Annotated in this window: 19 protein-coding genes and 1 pseudogene; 7 read left to right on the forward strand and 13 right to left on the reverse strand. The window is 41.3% G+C overall.

Annotated elements, in window-relative coordinates; genetic code table 11:
• The first annotated feature begins 120 nt into the window (after positions 1-120).
• Positions 121-789, forward strand: a complete 669-nt coding sequence (locus tag V7K40_RS30200; protein ID WP_334966345.1) for a 2OG-Fe dioxygenase family protein — start codon at positions 121-123, stop codon at positions 787-789.
• A gap of 138 nt (positions 790-927) precedes the next feature.
• Here the strand turns inward: V7K40_RS30200 and V7K40_RS30205 are convergent, their stop codons facing one another.
• Entirely contained in the window at positions 928-1,122 is a 195-nt protein-coding gene (locus V7K40_RS30205; RefSeq protein WP_334966384.1) for a DUF711 family protein, read from the reverse strand.
• An 18-nt stretch (positions 1,123-1,140) separates the two neighbouring features.
• Positions 1,141-1,335 carry a hypothetical protein gene (locus V7K40_RS30210; RefSeq protein ID WP_334966347.1) on the reverse strand — a complete coding sequence of 65 codons (195 nt, stop codon included), beginning with the start codon at positions 1,333-1,335 and terminating at the stop codon, positions 1,141-1,143.
• Positions 1,336-1,602: 267 nt separating this feature from the next.
• Here V7K40_RS30210 and V7K40_RS30215 point away from each other — a divergent pair, with 267 nt between their 5' ends.
• Both V7K40_RS30215 and V7K40_RS30220 read left to right on the forward strand, forming a co-directional pair.
• Positions 1,603-2,871, forward strand: coding sequence for a tetratricopeptide repeat protein (locus V7K40_RS30215; RefSeq protein ID WP_334966349.1), 1,269 nt, complete (start codon positions 1,603-1,605; stop codon positions 2,869-2,871).
• 53 nt (positions 2,872-2,924) lie between these two features.
• The gene (locus V7K40_RS30220) at positions 2,925-5,345 is read left to right on the forward strand and encodes an alpha-glucosidase (protein ID WP_334966351.1); all 2,421 of its coding nucleotides are present in this window, start codon (positions 2,925-2,927) and stop codon (positions 5,343-5,345) included.
• 247 nt (positions 5,346-5,592) lie between these two features.
• Here V7K40_RS30220 and V7K40_RS30225 read toward each other — a convergent pair whose 3' ends face one another.
• The 4 genes from V7K40_RS30225 to V7K40_RS30240 form a co-directional block, all read right to left on the reverse strand.
• Positions 5,593-7,191, reverse strand: coding sequence for a DUF4070 domain-containing protein (locus V7K40_RS30225; protein ID WP_334966354.1), 1,599 nt, complete (start codon positions 7,189-7,191; stop codon positions 5,593-5,595).
• A 219-nt stretch (positions 7,192-7,410) separates the two neighbouring features.
• On the reverse strand, positions 7,411-8,367 hold the full coding sequence (locus tag V7K40_RS30230; RefSeq protein WP_334966356.1) for an NAD(P)-dependent oxidoreductase: 957 nt from the start codon (positions 8,365-8,367) through the stop codon (positions 7,411-7,413).
• Positions 8,368-8,557: 190 nt separating this feature from the next.
• The gene (hemE, locus tag V7K40_RS30235; protein ID WP_273769410.1) at positions 8,558-9,619 is read right to left on the reverse strand and encodes a uroporphyrinogen decarboxylase; all 1,062 of its coding nucleotides are present in this window, start codon (positions 9,617-9,619) and stop codon (positions 8,558-8,560) included.
• Between the two features lie 857 nt (positions 9,620-10,476).
• Positions 10,477-11,166: a PEP-CTERM sorting domain-containing protein gene (locus tag V7K40_RS30240; protein WP_334966358.1), complete on the reverse strand. Its 690-nt coding sequence runs from the start codon at positions 11,164-11,166 to the stop codon at positions 10,477-10,479.
• A gap of 691 nt (positions 11,167-11,857) precedes the next feature.
• Between V7K40_RS30240 and V7K40_RS30245 the strand changes: the two genes are divergently transcribed.
• Positions 11,858-12,610, forward strand: coding sequence for a hypothetical protein (locus tag V7K40_RS30245; RefSeq protein ID WP_334966360.1), 753 nt, complete (start codon positions 11,858-11,860; stop codon positions 12,608-12,610).
• Between the two features lie 64 nt (positions 12,611-12,674).
• Here V7K40_RS30245 and V7K40_RS30250 read toward each other — a convergent pair whose 3' ends face one another.
• From V7K40_RS30250 to V7K40_RS30260, 3 genes and pseudogenes are all read right to left on the reverse strand, one after another.
• Positions 12,675-13,994 (reverse strand): ABC transporter substrate-binding protein, encoded by a 1,320-nt coding sequence (locus tag V7K40_RS30250; protein WP_334966362.1) that lies wholly within the window; start codon positions 13,992-13,994, stop codon positions 12,675-12,677.
• A gap of 52 nt (positions 13,995-14,046) precedes the next feature.
• A pseudogene (locus V7K40_RS30255) lies at positions 14,047-14,511 on the reverse strand (glycosyltransferase); the annotation flags it as partial.
• 84 nt (positions 14,512-14,595) lie between these two features.
• Positions 14,596-15,237, reverse strand: a complete 642-nt coding sequence (locus V7K40_RS30260) for a glycosyltransferase family A protein (protein ID WP_334966364.1) — start codon at positions 15,235-15,237, stop codon at positions 14,596-14,598.
• A gap of 615 nt (positions 15,238-15,852) precedes the next feature.
• On the opposite strand from V7K40_RS30260, the gene V7K40_RS30265 reads away from it, so the two are divergent.
• Positions 15,853-16,332 carry an N-acetyltransferase gene (locus V7K40_RS30265; RefSeq protein ID WP_334966366.1) on the forward strand — a complete coding sequence of 160 codons (480 nt, stop codon included), beginning with the start codon at positions 15,853-15,855 and terminating at the stop codon, positions 16,330-16,332.
• 193 nt (positions 16,333-16,525) lie between these two features.
• Here V7K40_RS30265 and V7K40_RS30270 read toward each other — a convergent pair whose 3' ends face one another.
• On the reverse strand, positions 16,526-17,026 hold the full coding sequence (locus V7K40_RS30270; protein WP_334966368.1) for an IS630 family transposase: 501 nt from the start codon (positions 17,024-17,026) through the stop codon (positions 16,526-16,528).
• Positions 17,027-17,103: 77 nt separating this feature from the next.
• Positions 17,104-17,625 carry a helix-turn-helix domain-containing protein gene (locus V7K40_RS30275; RefSeq protein ID WP_334966370.1) on the reverse strand — a complete coding sequence of 174 codons (522 nt, stop codon included), beginning with the start codon at positions 17,623-17,625 and terminating at the stop codon, positions 17,104-17,106.
• Between the two features lie 111 nt (positions 17,626-17,736).
• Here V7K40_RS30275 and V7K40_RS30280 point away from each other — a divergent pair, with 111 nt between their 5' ends.
• Positions 17,737-18,216, forward strand: a complete 480-nt coding sequence (locus V7K40_RS30280) for a hypothetical protein (RefSeq protein WP_334966372.1) — start codon at positions 17,737-17,739, stop codon at positions 18,214-18,216.
• Between the two features lie 3 nt (positions 18,217-18,219).
• Positions 18,220-18,513 (forward strand): hypothetical protein, encoded by a 294-nt coding sequence (locus V7K40_RS30285; RefSeq protein WP_334966374.1) that lies wholly within the window; start codon positions 18,220-18,222, stop codon positions 18,511-18,513.
• A gap of 297 nt (positions 18,514-18,810) precedes the next feature.
• Here V7K40_RS30285 and V7K40_RS30290 read toward each other — a convergent pair whose 3' ends face one another.
• Both V7K40_RS30290 and V7K40_RS30295 read right to left on the reverse strand, forming a co-directional pair.
• A complete protein-coding gene (locus V7K40_RS30290; RefSeq protein ID WP_334966376.1) occupies positions 18,811-19,713 on the reverse strand; it encodes an LD-carboxypeptidase in 903 nt (300 codons plus the stop codon).
• A gap of 417 nt (positions 19,714-20,130) precedes the next feature.
• On the reverse strand, positions 20,131-20,344 hold a 214-nt coding region (locus V7K40_RS30295), incomplete at its 5' end, for a hypothetical protein (protein ID WP_334966378.1).

Consider the following 20,344-nt stretch of genomic DNA (forward strand, 5'->3'; position numbering starts at 1 on the left):
ATAGTCAAAATTTGTAGTAAAATTGACAACATCTTAATAAAAAGTAGCATATACTAGGTGTTATAAGCCTCCCATAAAGAAAAATCTGGGAGAATTTCAATGTGCAAGGAGGTAAATCCTATGCAAAAAGTGTGGACAGCAACGGAATTAGAATATGCTTTTCTGTTTACTCTCAGAAAGGTAAATTCGGTAAAACTAGAAGGTTTTAAGCCATTTTTTAGTAATATGCCTATTGATCCTTATATCAAAGGCAATTATCCTTCGAGAAGATTATCTCGGTTCACAGTCTCTGGAAATGAGTTAATCAAATTACCTCATGGCTACTTCTTTCAAAGTAAAGAGCATAATCAATTAGTAGGTGATGTAAAAAGAGAGTTTGCAGAATTAGATGATGGACTCATAGAACTTGATATTTTCAGAAATCTTGTCTTAGCATTTAGTGATTCTTGTAAACTTCATCCGGAAGCTGAAATCGGTGTTCATCAAATTAGAATTATTTGTTCACCAGATAATTTTGGTAATCCAGCGCCTGAAGGTATCCATCAAGATGGTACTGATTTTATTGGCATCTTCTCAGTAGATAGAGATAATATTGAAGGTGGAGAAACACATTTGTATACTGCCAAAAAAGAAAAGCCTGTATTTAGCAAAGTTATAAATCCGGGGGAACTTTTATTGGTTAATGACCATGATTTTTTCCACTTCGCCAATCCCATAAAACCACAAACTGACGCTCAAGGAAGTTGGGATGTTTTTGTACTGACTTCTCCTAGCTTGCTTTCAGAATAATTCTAGTTAACTGTAAATATTTTAGAATCTACGAGATATGGGGAATTGAATGTAGTCATTTCCCCAGCTTTTTTATTTAGAATTGGAAATGATTGGGCTGATAGTGGTTTATCTAACTTGATACCTAAAGTTACCATATCAATAGCCATTTTGACTTTTTTGGGAAATACGTTTAATAGCTTGGGCAGATTCCCTGATATTCTCAAAGTTTATGCCAGTTTCCCTGTCGCTAATTTTGCTTGAGCAATAAATAATCGATGTATTTTTGTTGATATCTGAAATTAGATTTATGGTTTCGGGTTTGCTAGCATAACCAATATTGAAAAAGCTGATATTTAAAGTTTGGCAAAGTTATTCTAGAATTTGAATTTCATTGATAACTTCGATTTTCGACAAACCTTGCGGATATTCTAGTTGTTTGTACTTCATATCCTTGTTTTTCAAAACAATCTGAGCTTGCTGATTAAACTCAGCAGCTTGCTTAATTTTTTCCCTCTCTTGTAAAGATTGCATTGATATATTTGTTGTGATTGTTATAATTTTCATTCGGAGAACTTATTATTGATTAGGAGTAATCAAAGTTTTAGCCTGGATTTGCACTAAATCTAACTCCAAAATCTGGACGTGTACAATATTCCATTGGGTGAATTCCATTTATAACAACTTAGGGCAGTGTGTTCGTTTGAATTCACTGAAAATATGAAATGAAGCAAAGCCACATTGAATACTTAGAATATTAAAGGTAAGTGGATAGGTTAGGCTACGAAACAAGCCTGCTGGAATTCAACTAACTCAATCAACCAAATAAATGCCATGAATGACGAATTCTACAATAGAGGATTGGAAAAGGCTAGGCGAAAAGACTACGCTGGAGCAATTGAAGAATTTAACCATGCTTTAGAAGTAACAGCTTACTTTCCCGAAGCATACTTGCAACGGGGTTTGGCACATTATGACTCAGGAGCAATCCTGAATGCTGTTTCAGATTATACCGAAGCCCTGAAGCTTAATCCTGAGAGTGTAGAGGCATATTATTGTCGTGGATTAGCAAGGGTGGCGCTGAAAAATCTGCCAGGGGCGCTGGAGGATGTTGAACGCGCTATTCGTTTCAATCTCAATTATGCTGCTGCTTATAATCTGCGGGGAATAGTGCGGCGTAAACAGGGTTATATTCAAGATGCGATCGCTAACTTTAAAAAAGCTGCACAATTATATTTAGAACAACAGGATAAAGACAATTGTCGTCTGTGTCTGGAACAAATTAAACAGCTACAACCCTCTGAAAAAGCTGTCGTTGAGCAATCGCGTTCTACCAACGCGCCAATTTTATCCACCAATGATTATTTTACGCAATTATTAGAAAAGGCTGAAAAGGGAGATACACAAGAGGCACTAGCTGATTTAAATTGGATATTAAAAGCCGATTCGCAAGATGCCCAAGCTTACTGCTGTCGTGGGGTTGTGCGTTGTAAAATGGGGAATTATCGAGAAGCGATCGCAGATTTTAATCAAGCATTGCGACTAAATTTTCAAGATGCGATTGTCTATCGCAACCGAGGCAAAGCCCGTTCTGTATTGGGAGATCATCAAGGTGCGATCGCGGATCTTAACCAAGCACTCCAGATGCAACCCGAAGATCCTTTAGTCTATATTGCCAGAGGTAATGCCTATCGGACAACGGGCAATTATCTCGGTGCAATTCAAGATTACACCCAAGCGCTGCAAATTAATCCTGATGATGCTCAAGCTTACTACAATCGCGGCATTGCCTATACTTGTTTAGAAGAAATGCAAAATGCTCTGGAAGATTATCAACGGGCGGCGAGTATTTTTTGTGAACAAGAAGACTGGGTAAATTACCAACAAGTCTTAAGTAGCCTTGAAAAAATCCAAAAATTTAGTCCAGAGTCAAAAAAGCAAAAATATAACTTGCTACGTCAGCGAGTTTTACGAATGGTTGGGGGATATTGGGAAATTGCCGAACGATTAATTCAGCAGAAGCAGGATTATTATCCTGGGATGTCAGACGAGTGGTATTTGCAAAAAGTGATTGATGATTTAGAACGCGATCGCGGTAGATAAAATATAAATGCCACTATATACGTAAATTTACCCGTACAAGTGTCCGGGTGAAAATGCGATTAATCACTTGTTGTGAGCTTTCTTACAATAGCCCCCCACTTTTAAAATATCCTTTTATGCAATTTCCAATATTTCTCGTTTTATTCGTTAGTGCAGTCATTTTTGCTGTCATTGCATTTCGCGCGTCTCGCGCGAGAAATCGGTTCATCAAAGTGTGGGTTACAGCACTCAGTACTTTGCTCTCAGTGCTTATTGCAGCGTCGGCCATCCAAAATCTGTATAGACTGATCCAGTTCAATCTACCGCCTACGAATCCGGCGCTTACCTCGCATGTAAGCGGTTCTTTTCCAATCGGAAATTTTGTTTTGTCTTTTGCCGAAAATGGGCAGACGCCTGCGCTCCTGGTGAGGCACTCGGCAGAACCGGAACGGCTGCTGTGGGCAAGCATCCCGAATGTTGCGTTTGTGGGTGCGGCGACGGGACAAGCAAATATACGTGAATTTGGCATACCTGAAGGATCTTTTTCGGTGAAAGACAAAATTATCTCTTCATGTGCAGTACAAAGCCTGGATACCATCGAAGCGATCAACACAGCGCTGGTCTTGCATGGGACGCTCACCGGACAAGGCTGCACGGTCAATTATCGCTTGACCTTTACACCGATCGCAGCAAATCAATTGCAATTTCAACTGCAATTTGAGGGTGCGGGGGCAGCCGCAATGAATCGAATTTATCTGCGTGGAGCGTCGGAGGCAGACGAGCACTTCTTCGGATTTGGGGGACAACTCACGGATTTTGATCAAAAGGGAAAAATTCTTCCTATTCTCGTTCAGGAACACGGTGTTGGACGGGGCTTGCCGGGTTTTACCAAATTGGTGAATCTGACGCAGAACCGTGGCGGTGGCAACCCTTATGTAACTGAAATGCCCGCGCCCCAGTACATGACAAGCAAATTGCGATCGCTGTTTTTGGAGAATGAAGAATACAGTATGTTTGATTTGCACCACTCTGACCGGGTGGAGCTGACACTCTTTGCCAACAAAATGACAGGACGCATTCTCTATGGCAAAACACCGCTCGACCTGATTCAAGAGTACACCGAATATACGGGGCGAATGCGAACACTGCCTGATTGGATTCAGCAAGGTGCAGTGATTTCCGTTCAAGGTGGCACAGACGTTGTGAAGCAAAAACTGGATACGTTTGTGAAAGCAGGCGTGCCGATCGCCGCTTTTTGGATTCAGGACTGGCCGGGCAGACGGATCACCAAAATTGGAAGTCAATTGTATTGGAATTGGAAGTTGGACAAAACCTATTATCCTGATTGGGATGGGTTGGTAGATGCACTCCAGAAACAGAATGCACGCATGATGATTTATATCAATCCTTTTCTCACGAATGCGCCAGGGCATAACGAGTTGTTTAACCAAGCGCAGCAAGCAGGGTACTTGATTAAGAAAAAGGACGGTACGCCATATCTTATCAAAAACACAGATTTTTTCGCGGGGCTGGTAGATCTTAGTAATCCAACGGCGCGTCAGTGGATGAAAAATATTATTAAGAACGAACTAATTACAGGCGATCGTGCTTCAGGTTGGATGGCGGATTTTGGCGAAGCGGTACCGTTTAACGCGTCCCTGTACGACAAAGCCAATCCTGATGTCTGGCATAACCATTACCCCGTTGCTTGGGCACAAGTGAACCGCGAAGCAATTCAAGAAGCTGGACGAGGTGACGACATTGTTTTCTTTAATCGCTCTGGTTTTACCCAAAGTCCGGGGAAGGCAACGCTGTTTTGGTTAGGCGATCAATTGCAAACGTGGGACGAGTATGACGGAATCAAGACGGCAGTGGTCGGCATGTTGTCGGGTGGCATATCGGGCTTTAGTCTAACTCACAGTGACACGGGGGGATACAATGCCTTTGCCGTCAACATATTGGGCAAGAAAGTTCCAATCGTCGCCCGTTCTAAAGAACTGTTGATGCGGTGGGTCGAGTTGAGTACGTTCACCTCCATACTGCGAACACATGAAGGATTAAATCCAGCCATCAGCGCCCAAGTAAACAGCGACTCTGAAACGCTAATGCACTTTGCTCGCATGGCGAAAATCTACAAGGCACTCGGTTTCTATCGCAAACAACTGGCAAACGAAGCGGCACGCACCGGACATCCAATCGTACGACATCCCTTTTTGGAATATCCGAATGATGTGAACACATACGGGCTGCGGTATCAGTATATGTTCGGCTCCGAGTTTATGTTTGCGCCCGTCGTCGATGCGGGTGCAACTAAGGTACGGCTTTATCTTCCGGCAGGGAACTGGACAAACCTGTGGACTGGAGAAACACTGAACGCGGCAAACGGAAAGTGGATTCAGGTTGCTGCGCCGCTGGGTAAACCTGCACTGTTCTATAGAATGGAGTCCGCGATCGGTAAACAATTTGTAGCGGCGTTAAAGGCAGAAGAACTCTAGAGACATACTTTTTATTGAGAACGGGTAATAAGTAATTTATTATTACCCATTACCACTCTTAGAGGATATTGTAAAAGTATTATTACTAACACTAAATGCTCCCAAACCTAACCCCCCTAGCCCCTCTTTCCTAAGTTCGTGTAGCGGCACGAAGTGGGGGAATGGGGATTTAAAAGCCTCTCCCCGAAAGGGAGAGAGGAATGAAAGTGGGGTTTATAGTATACTTTGCGATTTTTCAAACATCTTTTTAACTGACTACCGCTTCAGCTTTTTGTTCTACTTTTTCCTTAATTAATACATATGGCTTTTCTGCACCTTGTGCTAGATATTCAGCTAGCTGACTTTCAATTTGATCGCGCACAATTTGGCGATACTCAAGAAAATGCTCGTTGTGGGCGCAAGCAGAGATGTAATGCTCAATAACTCCAGGGTTACGCTTGAGAATGCTAAACAAATGGTGCCAGAACTTCCAACGGGTTTCTCGTTTGATGCCTTGTCGCCAAATTACAATTAACAACGCTTTGACAACCACCCACTCTGGCATTTTCGCTGGCGCTTTCCAACTCGGCAAACCCATCATTAAGAAACAGCGATAGGTGCGATCCAAGTAGTGTACTGGGTCGTATAAAGTACAAAAGGCTTCAATATATTCTCTAGCAAGTTCTTCCAGGGGACGGGTAGGAAGGAAATTCATCAATGTTGTCTGGTTGATGTTGCCATCTTGATTTTCCCGTAGTCGTCCTTCTTTTTTCAGGCGATGCCAAAGCGCGGTGTTCGGTAACGCTTGTAACATGGCAAAGGTAGTAGAGGGAATAGCTGCTTGTTCAGCAAAGCGGACAATGCGATCGCCTGCACCTGCTTTTTCGCCATCAAAGCCGATAATAAACCCAGCCATTGGGCGTAATCCCGTTTTGATGATGGTTTGCACTGCCTCAGTTAGGGAACTGCGAGTATTTTGAAACTTCTTGGTCATTTGCAAACTATCCTCATCCGGCGTTTCGATTCCCAAAAACACCGCCGAGAAACCACACTCAACCATCAACTCCAACATTTCTGAGTCTTGTGCTAAGTCAATTGAAGCTTCAGTGTCAAATCGGAAGGGATACTTGTGTTCTGCCATCCAGACTTTTAACTCTTTGAGCAACAATTTCACATTTCGCTTGTTACCAATAAAGTTATCATCCACCATGAACACACCCCGCCGCCAACCCAATTCATAGAGGTAATCTAACTCTGCTAACAGTTGTGCTGGGGTTTTGGTACGCGGTTTGCGCCCGTAAAGAACAATAATGTCGCAAAATTCGCACTGGAAGGGACACCCGCGCGAAAACTGCACCGACATCATGTCATAGGCATTCAATTCTAATAAATCAAAGCGGGGTATTGGTGTGCTTGTCACATCAGGTTTTTCTGTGGCGCGGAAAGTGCCAGATGTGTCTCCCCTCTTTATTGCCTCAATAAACATGGGCAGAGTGATTTCCCCTTCATCCAGAATCAGAAAATCTGCGCCAACATTTTCAACTTCGTGAGGTACAGAGGTGGGGTAAGGGCCGCCGACTGCGACTAGCTTGCCACGTTTTTTTGCTTCCTGGATTTGGTCAAGTAAATCTTGTTTCTGGACAATCATTGCCGAGAGGATTACTACATCTGCCCATGCCCATTCTGCTTCTGTTGCTGGGCGGATGTTGCGATCGACCAGCTTGAATTCCCATTCTTGGGGAAGAATCGCGGCTACTGTTACTAAACCCAAAGGTGGTAATAAAACTTTGCGATCAACTAACTCTAAGATTTTTTCATATGACCAAAAGGTTTTGGGAAATATTGGATACATTAACAAAATTCGCATGTAGTATAAATCCTCACACTTTGATTGTTATCTAACTTTAACGAAAATTAAGAGTTATTGACTTTTTATTAAAGTTGTTTTAGTTTAGCACTAATATTTTTCTCTGAAATTGGAACAAATTAAGAGAATACAGCCATCAAAAGTAAGTGGTTCGCTATGATAACTACACTCAGTAATCACAAGGTTTATCTCAATAATTAGTGTAATTTATTGCATTAACTACTTAGCAGCATCAACACCGCTAATTTTCAAAACATCACTCATGCTTGCACAATAATTTGGCAAGTCAAAACTATAGGGATTAATTGTTTTTTCATAAGTGAAATGCCGGTAGTTCATGCAAAACCTATCCCAAGCGGCCATCTGAATGCGGAATAGAACAATAATTAAATTAGCCAATGCTAAAGATACGGGAATGCGAAAGTAAATCTTTTTGCCCAGATAAGCACAAACTTCTTCCACTGCTTGAGTAGCAGTTAACTGTGTCTGACCTAAAACCAACCGACGTGGTTGATCATTTTCGCCAGGATGATCAATTAAATATCGCACGACAGTGGCAATGTCTCGTCCGTGGATAAAGTGAAAACTGCCATCTGCTTCCAAAAAACGAATTAAATTAATATATTTCGTAACTTCTGGAATGCCAGATGTGAGGTGAGAATAGGGTTTATTGGCATCACCACCCAATACTAAAGTAGGAAATACTGTGGTAATTTTGGGTGCGATCGCTAATTTTGATATCTTATGTAAGCAGTCATATTTGGAACGAATGTAATCTGTTCCAATTTCCCCGGCTTCTTTTAATGGTTGATTGTAGCGATCCAAAACGCTAGCTGTAGAAAAATAAATTACCTGCTGGCAACGTTCTGGATCTAGCAGTTCCAGCAACTCTATAGTCTTGACGACATTAATATCAAATGTCTGATCACCACCCCAAGCTGTGGCTGTGAGTACCGCCGTATCAATTGTTGATAGTAAATCAGCAAACTGGCGAATATTTTGCATATCACCTTGCAAAACGTTGATGCCTGAACGTGCCTTTGTATCAACTTGCAGTTTACTTGGGTTCCTAACTAGAAGATACAGTTCGTGATCTGTTTCCTTAATTAAGGCTTCTGTTAAATAATGACCTATACAACCACTTGCACCAGTCACTAAAATCCGTTTCTGGCTCATAGAGAATTTATAAAAAGTAAGGAGTTAAAAGTGAAGAGTTAAAAATGGAGTTAAAAGTTCCGAATCAGGAGTTAAAAATAAAGTTAGGAGTTAGAAGTGAGGAGTTAACAATAAAAAAATAACTCTGCACCTCGCAACTGGTAACTTAATAACTCATAACTCCTAACTCTTAACTCGTAACTCATAACTCCTAACTCTTAACTCCTGCAAGATTAAGTTCCTTTGCGGTTTCAAAGAAGAAAGCGACATTTTCTTCTGGTGTTTCTGGTAAGACACCATGACCGAGATTGAGAATGTGACCCCAATTGCCAGCTTTGCGAACGGTATCAAGAATGCGATCGCGGATAAACTGTTTAGAGCCAAATAGCACGCCTGGATCAAGATTTCCTTGAACTTTGACTTGCTTGCCCAATCTCGCGCGTGCATCTGCCATATCCACTGCCCAGTCTACACTGACAATATCAGCGCCAGATTGTCCCATTCTTTCCAACACACCCGCACTACCGCTAACTAGCAGAATCAAAGGTGTATCGGGGTGGGTTTGCTTGACTTGCTGGAAAACTCTCTGTTGATAGGGGAGAGCAAAGGTGTCATAATCTTGAGGACTCAATTGACCCGCCCAAGAATCGAACATTTGCACAACTTGAGCACCAGAGTCAATTTGGTAGCGGGCATAGATGGCGATCGCATCTGCTAATTTAGCTAACAATTGATGCAGTATCATCGGATCTGAAAATGCCATGTTTTTGATGATGGAGTAGGTTTTAGAACCTTTTCCCTCTACTGCATAAGCTGCTAACGTCCACGGCGCACCCACAAAGCCCAACACCGTTGATTTATCGCCTACTTCAGAACGCAGCGTCTGCAAAATTGTTTTGATAAATGGTAGAGCTGCTTCTGGTTCTAAAGGACGCAGACGATCAATTTGTTCTTGAGTGCGGAGGGGCGAGTGAATGATTGGCCCTTTACCTTCGGCAATATCCATGTCAATACCCAAACCAGGTAATGGGGTGACAATATCAGAAAATAAAATTACTCCATCTGGTTGGAAGGCTCTCCACGGTTGCAAGGAAACCTCAATTGCTACATCTGGAATTTCCGAGCGATCGCGAAACGAAGGATACTGCTCTCTTAAGTCTCGATATGCTTTCATATATCGTCCCGCTTGTCGCATCATCCATACAGGGGGACGATCTACTACTTCACCACGAGCAGCCCGTAAGAGATGAGGAGTCGTTGAAGAAACACCCATTTATTACTTCATCCTAAAGAGTCACTTTTTTCTGCCACTGTTTAGCTTATCATTATGAATTACACTTTATTAGCTTATTAGCAACTTGTTAGGAAAAGGTGAGTAGCAGGGCAAACGCATCTAAAATTACTCTTGATCGCAACCAACGTTAAGAATCAACGAAAAAATTAGGATTTTTCCTTTAGTTTAGTTTCCAAGACTCAAAGCGATGTCTACAACGAGCTACGCTTATGCCTAAAAAGGCCATTTATGGGTAAATCTAAGGGGCTATTGAGATGAAAGCTTGATTTTACCAGACAAAATTTTGATTCGCTCCCGATCAATTTTGAGTAAGTTAGTAAATTAATAAAGCATTATTTGCAATCTTTCTTTACAACATGTCCCAAATTGCAGGTATCTCAGTAGACACCCATAAACACTAATTACCGCCAGAATTAAAGCGGAAATATTAAAAAGTTCGCAAAAAAGCTGTGGCGAATCAAATTTTTTGGTGCGAAACATTAGATAACTAGTACAATCAGGCAAAAGTCAAAATAAAAAATACTTATACTGTAAGCTTTTTACCCATTCCAGATGGTAGGTTAATTTCTGCCATGACGTATTACTAGTATTTTAAATATTTTGGATATCAGCGCTCGCTTGGCTTGACTACAGCATTAATGCCAGCAAGCGCTACAAGTTATTGTTTTTTTGACTTATCCCATGAAATCATCGTTTTAAGTACCACGTAGAAATGCACCTCTCACTGATGCATGAAGGGAACGCATGAGGAAAAGTGCATGACAAGTAACAGATGTGTCTCTACATCTGGCGTAAAGACACATCCTTAAGGGTTTTCAACGGGTATCCTGATAAATTTATGCTTTTACTGTCACTTTATGTTGTGAGCGTTTGAAGAGTGAAGTCATACCACAAGCACCTATTGCTAACACACCTAACATCGCATTAGGTTCGGGAACGCTCTGGCTGGCTAGTCTATAGGCGTGGTTATCTGTTTCAAAGGCAATACCATCTGAGCGCATCACAACTCGGTCAAATGTTTCTCCTGTTCCAGCTACAAGATTGATAAACATATTAGCTTGAGTGCTAGTCCAACTACCATCAGCTATAGCAGTTGGCACATCTGCACCACTAAAAGTCTTTAACAACTGATTACCTTTGTAAATGTCAATATAGTTGTAACTATCCAATGAGCCTGCATAAAAACCGAAGTAATTAACAGCTTCTTTGAATTTAATATTAACAAAACCACTGTCGCCTGCAACATTACTACCTGATGGAGCAATTGTTAAAAATTTGGTATTATCCCCATAAGGTGAGGCGTATTGACCAGATACACTACCTTGAACAATATTAGTAGTAATATTAGAGTAGGTAACAAATCCATTGGGATCATTTGCTGTGCCATCGTCAAAGGTCACAGTTTTGGTATTAGAGTAGCTTGAAAACGGGCCAGTGTTGACTTGCAGAGTTACGGCACTGGCAGGATTTGCACTGATGACCACAACAGTTGTTCCCAGTAAAGCCAAAGATAATTTTTGCAGCATTCGAGTAATAAACCTTGAGAAACACAAAGATAATTAAGACTGAACCTTTCTTGAAACCTAGCTATGAAAAACTGGCTTTATTACTCCAACAACATAGAATAAAATCACAAAGATTATTATGTCCTGAGAGATGACTGTTGTTGGGTACAACAAGCTTGAAGATGTAAGTTCATCTTGATGCTTTGTAATCCTATTTTGATTTTTTTTACTCGCAAAAGATACGGTATATATACTAAAATATCTTTAAAGATTAAGTGAAGGTTTTTGTGCAATTCTAGTGGGCAGGACAAACGCATCTAAATTACTCTTGATCACAACCAAGGTTAAGAACTGATAAAAAATCACCATTTCTCATTTGGTTTAGTTTCCAAGACTCAAAGCGATGTCTACGATGGTCACTGACTTGTACTGAACGCAGCCGAAGTAATCAAAGTGCGGGCTACTCCTAAATCTTAAGCAATAAGCATAGGTTAATGAGATTAATTCAGACTCTATTGAGAATAAACTGCTATTATTGACATAATATACCCGCCTTGGGGGAGTGGCGAGTGAGGAATGGAAAATAGGGACTGGCGAGTGAGAAATAGGGTAAAACAAGAATCAATATTTAATTGAGGATTGGGCATTAGTTATTCTTCCCCTGCTCCTCTATCTCCCTAATCTCCCTATTCTCTCACTCCCCTAACTTCCTATGCAAACTGACTCTAACAGTCCTGATCATATTGCATCTGCTAATAACGAGCCTAACCCAGGAAAGCTTTTAATTCCGCGATCGCAGCGACAGAGGTTTTTTATTCAGCTTACCTTAATGACCCTGCTCGGATGGATTGTGGGTGGCGTTGCCAGTATCGCCTTAGAGAAAATTATTCTCCAAAGTCTCTCACCTAGCGTTCCTATCCAACCACAAACATGGAGTATTTTGGTCAGAAGTCTCAGCAACGTTGTGTTTGCTGTGATTTTCGCTGCTGACCAAGCCCTTGTCATCTACCCATATTTACCGGGTTGGCAGTGGATATTTGCTACTAGCGTCGGTTGGCTGATTGCCAACGGCGTTTCTACAGCCTGGATTAACGATATTTCATCCATAGCCTCATCGTTAAATGAAACTTTATCTCCTGAACAAACTTTTATTTTTGGATTTCTGTCTGCGATCGCATATATAATCTCTGGAATTTGGCTCGGGATTTGCCAATGGCTGGTATTGAGGCGATATACAGCTAGCGTTTGGTGGTGGAATTTTTTACCCACAATCTCTTTCTTCTTGATCACTATTTTGGTTTGGTTGCTTTTTCTTGTGCAAGATTTGATTCCAGAAGCAAACCGTAATTTTATATTGTATTGGAGTGGACAAGGCTTTACGGCAGCAATTCTAGGAGCCATACCAGCAATTGGCTTGTGTACATTGAAAAGAAATTCACATCACCGGAGTGGAATTTCTGCATAATTGTTATCAACTCAGATTTGGCACGAGCTTTGCAAATCATAATGTATAAGCTGATTGCTGATTATTATTTGCCATCCCAAATCAGTTCTAAACGCTCTTGTGCTATCTTGAGCGCTTTTTCAGCAGACTCTCCTAGCAATGTAGCCTCGATCGCTCGACCAAGACTATCAGAAAGACGACTATATCCAGCAATAATCGGTTGAGAGTATGCCACAGGCATTTGCTCAAAAAACACTTTTAACACTGGTTTTTCATTAATGAATTGCTGATAAGCTTTGCTTTGAGCCGATGTGAAGGTAACGGGCAAAAAACCCGTCCCCATAGTCCATTGAGTTTGGAATTCTTCACTCAAAACATACTCTAAAAATTTGAGTGCCGCTTGCTCTCTTGCTGGTGTGGTCTTCATCACAAAAAAATTTCCAGTACCTGTGACTGTAGCAGGTCTGACACCTGCTGGTATGGGTAATACCTGATGATCAACGTCAGATTTCATGATTAACGTCCAAGGGCCTGTGATCTGCATCGCAACACGACCTGCAATAAAAGCGTCCTCTTCATAACCTCGTTCTGGGGCAGAAAGCAATACTGAACCATCTTTTATCAGGTCTTGCCAAAATTTTAAGGCAGCGATCGCACCCGCATTCGTTAAATTGGGACGATTATTGGTTACAATCTCGCCTTTAGCACTATATAAAAAGGGCAACCAACTAATCACAGTCCATCCACCTTTTCCTAAAGGCAGTAATATTCCATACTGCTCAGGTCGGCGATCGCCGTTGCGGTCTATAGTTAATTTTTTGGCAACTTGTCTCAATTCATCCCAGGTTTTGGGTATTTCTGTGATTCCCGCAGCTTCAAAAAGTTTAGGACGGTAAAAAATCCCAATATTACTAGTGTGCATTGGCACTGACCAAATGTGACCATCTAACTGCATTTCTTCCAATAAGTTAGGTCTAATATCTGACTTTAGGGGCAATTTGTCTAACCAATCTTCTAAAGGTCGAATTGCCCCTAGTTCCACAAATTGACCTGTATATTCCGGGTGGAATGACAGAATATCTGGAGGCACATTAGCAACAACAGATGTTAATATCTTTGGTAAGTTAGGTTCAGGCTCGAAGATAGATTCAACCTGAATATCAGAATGAGTTTGATTAAATTTATCTACTAGTTTTTCAAAAATCTCTCGATGTGCAGGCGGATTAATAGCTTGCCAAAGTGTCAGATGAATTAACTTGTCGTCTTTTTGTCTGATTCCTTGACAACCAAATAAAAATATTAGACATAAACTAAAAACAATTCCTATAAGCAAAATTCGCCAAGTATAATTAAACCACTGACAAAAAACTTTTTTGACTTGGGATGTGAAAAGGTTAATATTCATACAAAGTATTTAGCCAGAAATATAGGTTATTTAGCACATTATTCCTAACTAATCATACCCTTTGAGAAATAACTTGCTGGATCAGACTTTCTAAGGTTTTAGCACAGTTAGTTTCACTAAAGAATTGTGCAATTAGCTCAGAGCGCTCAATTTTCTTTTGAGGAGTTTTTATATGGTCAATAAGAGCTTCTGTTAATGCATCTACATCACTTGGTGGAACTAGCGTTCCACATTTCAGAACTTCAAAAATATCACGGGGGCCAACTGGACAATCACTGGCAATAAACGTTACCCCACTGGCTACAGCTTCTACGAGAACCAGTGGTAAGCCTTCAAAATGGGAAGCAAGTATAACTGCTTTAGACAGTGAAAAGTAAGCTCTAGGGTTGGGTACAGATCCTGCAAAAAGGACAATATTATTAATAGCTAAAGAATTTGCCAGAGCTTGTATTTCTGTCTCTAGTTCACCATCTCCTAGCAAAATCAAACGGATATTTAAGTGATTTTTACTAACTTTAGCAAATGCCTTATCAAGTTAGCAGCAGAGGAAAGCAACAACTTCTCACTTACATTCTCTATTTGCCTGATTTTATGAGTGCTGTTATAAAACACTTTTGGTAACACTGGTTTCTGCTCTTGTATAAAGATATGTTTGTGGTTCAGCAACTTTTTGCGTTTTAAAAAGTTTTGCTGCCCGATGCCAAAAGTCTGTATCTTCTCCATAGTGGATATTTTCAAAACCCTTCAACTCAAAAAATACTTTTCTCTTGCCGAAAAATGTTGGACCTAAAACACATTCTCGCAAATTAATTGTTTTACCTGGCTGAAAATAATCTGCCACAAAAATCTCTTCTTCACTGGCAAATCCACCTTCAATTAAATCAATTTCTGGATGGCTTTTCATATATTCACATCGGGATTCTAGATGATTGGGTTTGTAAGCATCATCACTATCAAGAAATGTAATATATTTGCCAAAAGATGCTTGAATTCCAGCATTTTTAGCGTAGGCTTGTTTTTTATTTTGATGTTTTAGATATCGGATATTGAAGAATTTCTGCACATAAAAATTGACAAGTTCAAAGGTATTGTCTTGGCTACCATCATCAACTATAATCAGTTCCCAATCTTTAAAGGTTTGATTAATAACACTATTAATACCATTATCTAAATATTTGGCGCGATTATAAGTACAGATGACAACTGATATTTCTGGAATTGGGTCAAATTTTATCGGACTCATAATGGATTATCAGAAAAATTAAGTATTAGTATTGAAAAAAAGCTTATTAGCACATAATAACTATACAACCGTCAAATTTCCACCCTATGCTCAAATACCTCTAATTCTCACAAAGCCCCAATAGGGATGATTACTGGGAGTAAGTCACTTGTTTTTAAGAATTGTGGGATAATCTTCCCTTGAGGATTTTTGCTTGGGCATTGCATCAATTATGAAAACTCTAATTTTTTCTCAAGAGGGGATTTGACTTGATCTGAGTATTAACTATTCAACCATAGTGTGTTATACCAGTTCTCTTTGAAGGCGCACAGTATCTACAGCTATATGCAAGTCTAAAGAGACTTTCAACTCAACTAGATGCGATCGCACCAACGGTTCGGAAGGAAGATCGATAAAGCCAGTCCACCCTCTACCATGAGAGGATGTTATGCAGAAACTTTCAACCTATTCACCAAAATGAGCGTCTTATGCGGAAAGATTCGGCTTAAACAGCGGCTTTAGAGTATTACACAGAAACTTTCTGGCTATCCGCCTACTACGGGATCTTAGACAGAAACTTTCAGTCTAATATTATAGTTAGCCCGCCGCGCGCAGCTTTGATGCAAACTAAGGGGTATGAACTGCAATATTCGACCGCTCATATCAGAAGATGAACCGTTCTTGTGGGAAATGTTGTATGAGGCGCTTCATGTTTCAGAATGGCAATCTGCGCCGCCGCGTGAGGTGGTTCGCCTTCCTGAATTTGCGCGCTACGTTCAGGGTTGGGGGCGCAAGGGTGATTGTGGCTTTCTTGCCAGCGATGCGGCAACAGGCCGGCCTGTCGGCGCGGTTTGGTTGCGTTTTCTGGTGGGCGGGAACAAAGGTTATGGTTATGTGGATGATGACACGCCTGAATTAAGTATTGCTGTGTTGCCCGAATATCGTGGTCAAGGCGTCGGTACTCAATTGCTCATTCACTTGTTTGCGTCGGCTTGCGGGCAATCATCTATTTCGTTAAGTGTCTGGGCAGACAATTCGGCATTGCGGCTTTATGAGCGTTTCAGGTTTGAGGTCGTTAGCGAAAGCGATGGGTCGCTCACGATGAAACGAAGCTGAAAGTGACAAACGGCGGGCTAAAAGGCGCTGCACCCGACCGCCTACAGCCGAAGCTCCCGTCGCTCCGGCTGGTTGCAGCGCTGCATGTTGCAGTAACTTCCGACTTCACCAGCTAGCTCGTGGAAGTCGGAAGTTAGGAGTTGGAAGTTAGGAATTGCCATTAGATTTCAATTTCACGGTTAATATCAATTCTCTATGAACCTGCATAGAATAAAGCTTGATGAAAAAGAGCTTCAAGGATGAAATCGTAACAGGTCAAAGAGGAGATAACCAGAGAAGATAATTGGGCTAATTCATGTTGAACGCGTTGACGTAATTGGTCGAGATTCGAGAAATTCTCGCCTTTGAACTGGCGTTTAATAAATTGCCATAATCTTTCGATGGGATTGAGTTGAGGACTATGAGATGGTTGAAAAATTGGAATAATATTTTCAGGCCAATCCAGTGCTAAAGCTTGATGTGCTGAGGCTTTATCCATTTGTATTAGCGCCATATCTGAACCTAATTCTTGAGATAGGGCATCAAGAAATTGTTGAAAGTTTTCACTGTTTAGATGAGGATATTCCTGGCAAAAATGCCATCCTGATAGGGGTTCAACTACTCCATAAAGCCAGTACGCTTTTCTTGGCCACTGCACCCTAACTATGGGCTTGACACCACCAGCCGTAATCACTCGCCCAGTTTCGGTTTTCAAACCTAATCTGGTCTCATCCTGACACAAGTAACGTAGTTGTTTTCCCCCAGCCAATAGATTTTGTAAAGCTAATAAGGCTAAGGGAATGTTTTTTTAAAAAGGCTTACAGCTTGTTCATCCTGCGATGAGCTTATCGGTCGGGGTACTTTCAATTTCGCCCCTAGTCTATAGCGTACTAAACTGTAGACTGTCTTGTACTTGACTTGCACATTCCACTCCTGCTCTAACCATTCGACAATTTGCCCATAACTGCTAAATCCCTCTGGGGATTCTAACTTTGACACTAGCTTTTTGAGCATTTCACCTTGAATCAAAGGACTCGCTTCTGGTGCAGCTTTTACCTCCAAAAGCTTGGATAGTCCCCCTTTGCGATATCTTTGTAACCACCGTGTTAGTGTTGACCCATCTCTGCCAAGGAAGCGGCTCAATTCTTTATGTTGCCTGACTTGTTCTGTTTTTATCCACCACAGCATTTGTAAACGTTCTTTCTCAAATGCTGTGCGTGCATTTTTCAGGCTTTTTGACAAATACTCAGCACTTTCATGAATCTCTAGGTTGAAAGGGCGTGCCATTGCTTCCTCAAGAATTTTAATCTCCATCTTCACTTATTCTACAGTTCTATGCACGCTCATTTAGACTTGGTATTACTGTATTCAATTGGTAAAGCTGACAAAACTTATACATAACGAATCTTTAGAAAAGAACAGATAATGGGAGAAACTAATGAAATTGTGAAAAATGCCTCATTGTCTACTTGGGACTATATTTCACCTGAATTTGAGATAATTTATCCTGATTTATTTTTCCCAAATATGATTATTGAAGACCCCAATAATTATTATTGGCCTTATTTACGTTCAGAGATTCCCCATAGCTGGTACGTGGATAGACAAGAGCCATTTGTAGGGTTCCTCAATCGACATGAGGCACATATTTTATATAATACAGCACTCAAATTTGCCGGAAAAAAAGCTTTAGAAATTGGTTGTTGGCGAGGTTGGTCTGCCTGCCATATGGCATTAGCAGGAGTGGAATTAGATGTAATTGATCCTGTTTTAGCCAAAGAAGATGTTTATGAAAGTGTAACTAGTTCCCTGCGACCTGCTAGTGTTCTCGACTCAGTTAATCTAGTAGACGGTTATAGCCCACAAAAGGTAGAGGAATTAGCTAAACAATTACAACGTAAGTAATCATTGATTTTCCTTGATGGCGATCATGAAGCACCAGCGCCGCTCAGTAATACGATTATCTGTGAACAATTGGCTGAGGCGGATGCTTTAATTTTATTCCATGATTTAAATTCCCCTGATGTCACACAAGGTTTAGACTACTTAAAGCAAAAAGGGTGGAACACAATCATCTACCAAACTATGCAAATTATGGGAGCTGCTTGGCGCGGGAATATTGAACCAGTACAACATCAGCCAGATGTGAAAATTAATTGGAATTTACCAGAGCATTTAGCACATTATTCTGTGAGTGGATGATTAAATCAAGTAGCAGAATTTCCAGAAGCTACCATAAATGAGATTGAGTTGAACTCAATCCCCATAGTACTTTTGGTGCGTATAAGGATAAACCCAGGGCTATTTCATTCTCCGACAAGCCCGCCTCAGAATCAATTCACCAGTTTAATAGCGAAAGTCATCTAAAGATGACTCAGAAAAGGTTATAGTCCGTTTGAACGGACTTTAGTTATCAGCCGCTGAACTTGAGTTCTGGGCGGTTTATGTATAGAACGAAATAGCCCTGAGGATAAACCAGTATTTTTATCTGAGTTTAACTTAATGCTGATGTGCGATCGCTAATATTCCCGCATCCCCATCTAAAGTTGCTTTTACACCCACTGGTAATGCTGCATTGGGACTATCATGACCAAAAGGTAGATTAGAGACAATCGGAATATTTAAATCGCCCAAGCGATCGCGCAATACTTCTTCTATACTAAAGCTAGGCACAGTTGGCGGCGCTTCACAACGAGTAAACCCTCCCAAAGCAATACCGCAGACTTGAGACAAAGCACCGCTCAAACGCCACTGTGTCAGCATCCTGTCGATCCGATAAGGTGCTTCCGTAACATCCTCCAAGGCCAGAATTACACCATCCAAATGCGGCAGGATTGGTGTACCTAAAAGGTGAGTGGCCACCGTGAGATTACCTGGTAATAAAGTGCCATTAACTGCACCATTACCCCAACCGCAACCTTTGAGAGGGGCGAGAGGGCAACCTTCCACCAAATTGAATAATCGCTCAATTGACCAATCTGGCTCATCTGCCAAAGTCGTCAGTACGGGAGCATGAACACCAGAAATTCCTGCTGTATAAAGGCTCCATAATAAAGCTGTGATATCAGAAAATCCGATGAGCCACTTGGGAAGCCCTAAGTTTGGCCAATTCCAATCTTCTAAGATACGGGTGCTGCCAAAACCGCCTTTGGCACAGAGAATACCGCGACAATCAGGATCTTGCCATGCTGCTGCGAGCTGGTGACGACGGTTTTCATCTGTTCCTGCCAAATAACCACATTGGTCATCTATCTGGGGAGTGATTTCTACTCGATAACCACGCGATCGCCAAATTTCCACACTCCGCCCAAATGCCTTAAATTCTCGCAAAGCACCACTAGGGGCAATTACTCGTAGTAAGTCTCCAGGTTTTAGGGGCGGTGGTAAGATTTTAGATGGCATGAAAAAAGTTAGGGGTTTGGAGAGACGCGATTAATCGCGTATGTACAGGAGTTAAGAATAAAGACTATACCTCATAACTCCTATAAAATTTTGTTGAATCATTTTTGAAATTACCGAGTGTTCTTATAATTAGGGTGAGAATTACACAAACCGAAAGGAAACGTTTGCAGTCAAAGGCTCTGGTAGGGGTTTTCCTTGTGCTTGGTAATCTTCAATCAAAAATAGGCGTTTTATTTCAATACACATACTTAAGCTTTTGTCAATATACATTAGTAGGCTGGCTCTCTAGGTCTGCTTAGTCGGAGCGGCGGCTTTTGCCGTTAGCGCTGCGTTAGCAACGTAGGAGCGTCGGAACGAGCGTCCGCAGGAGCGTCACTTTTCAAGACAGGAGCGTCATCCGTACCCTTCGGGATCTTGCTACGCGTAGCGTCTGCGATAGGAGAAGGGTGCGTTACGCTCCTGCGTCAAAGCTAAATTGTTGCAATCATGGCGATGCCTGCGGTAAATGCTCGCCAACGCAAAAGTTATTTCGGCGGACTCATTTGTTATTTCGGGGAACTCATTTGTTATTTCGGGGAACTCATTTGTTATTTCGGGGAACTCATTTGTTATTTCGGGGAACTCATTTGTT

The organism is Nostoc sp., assembly GCF_036917195.1.
Lineage (GTDB): Bacteria > Cyanobacteriota > Cyanobacteriia > Cyanobacteriales > Nostocaceae > Nostoc.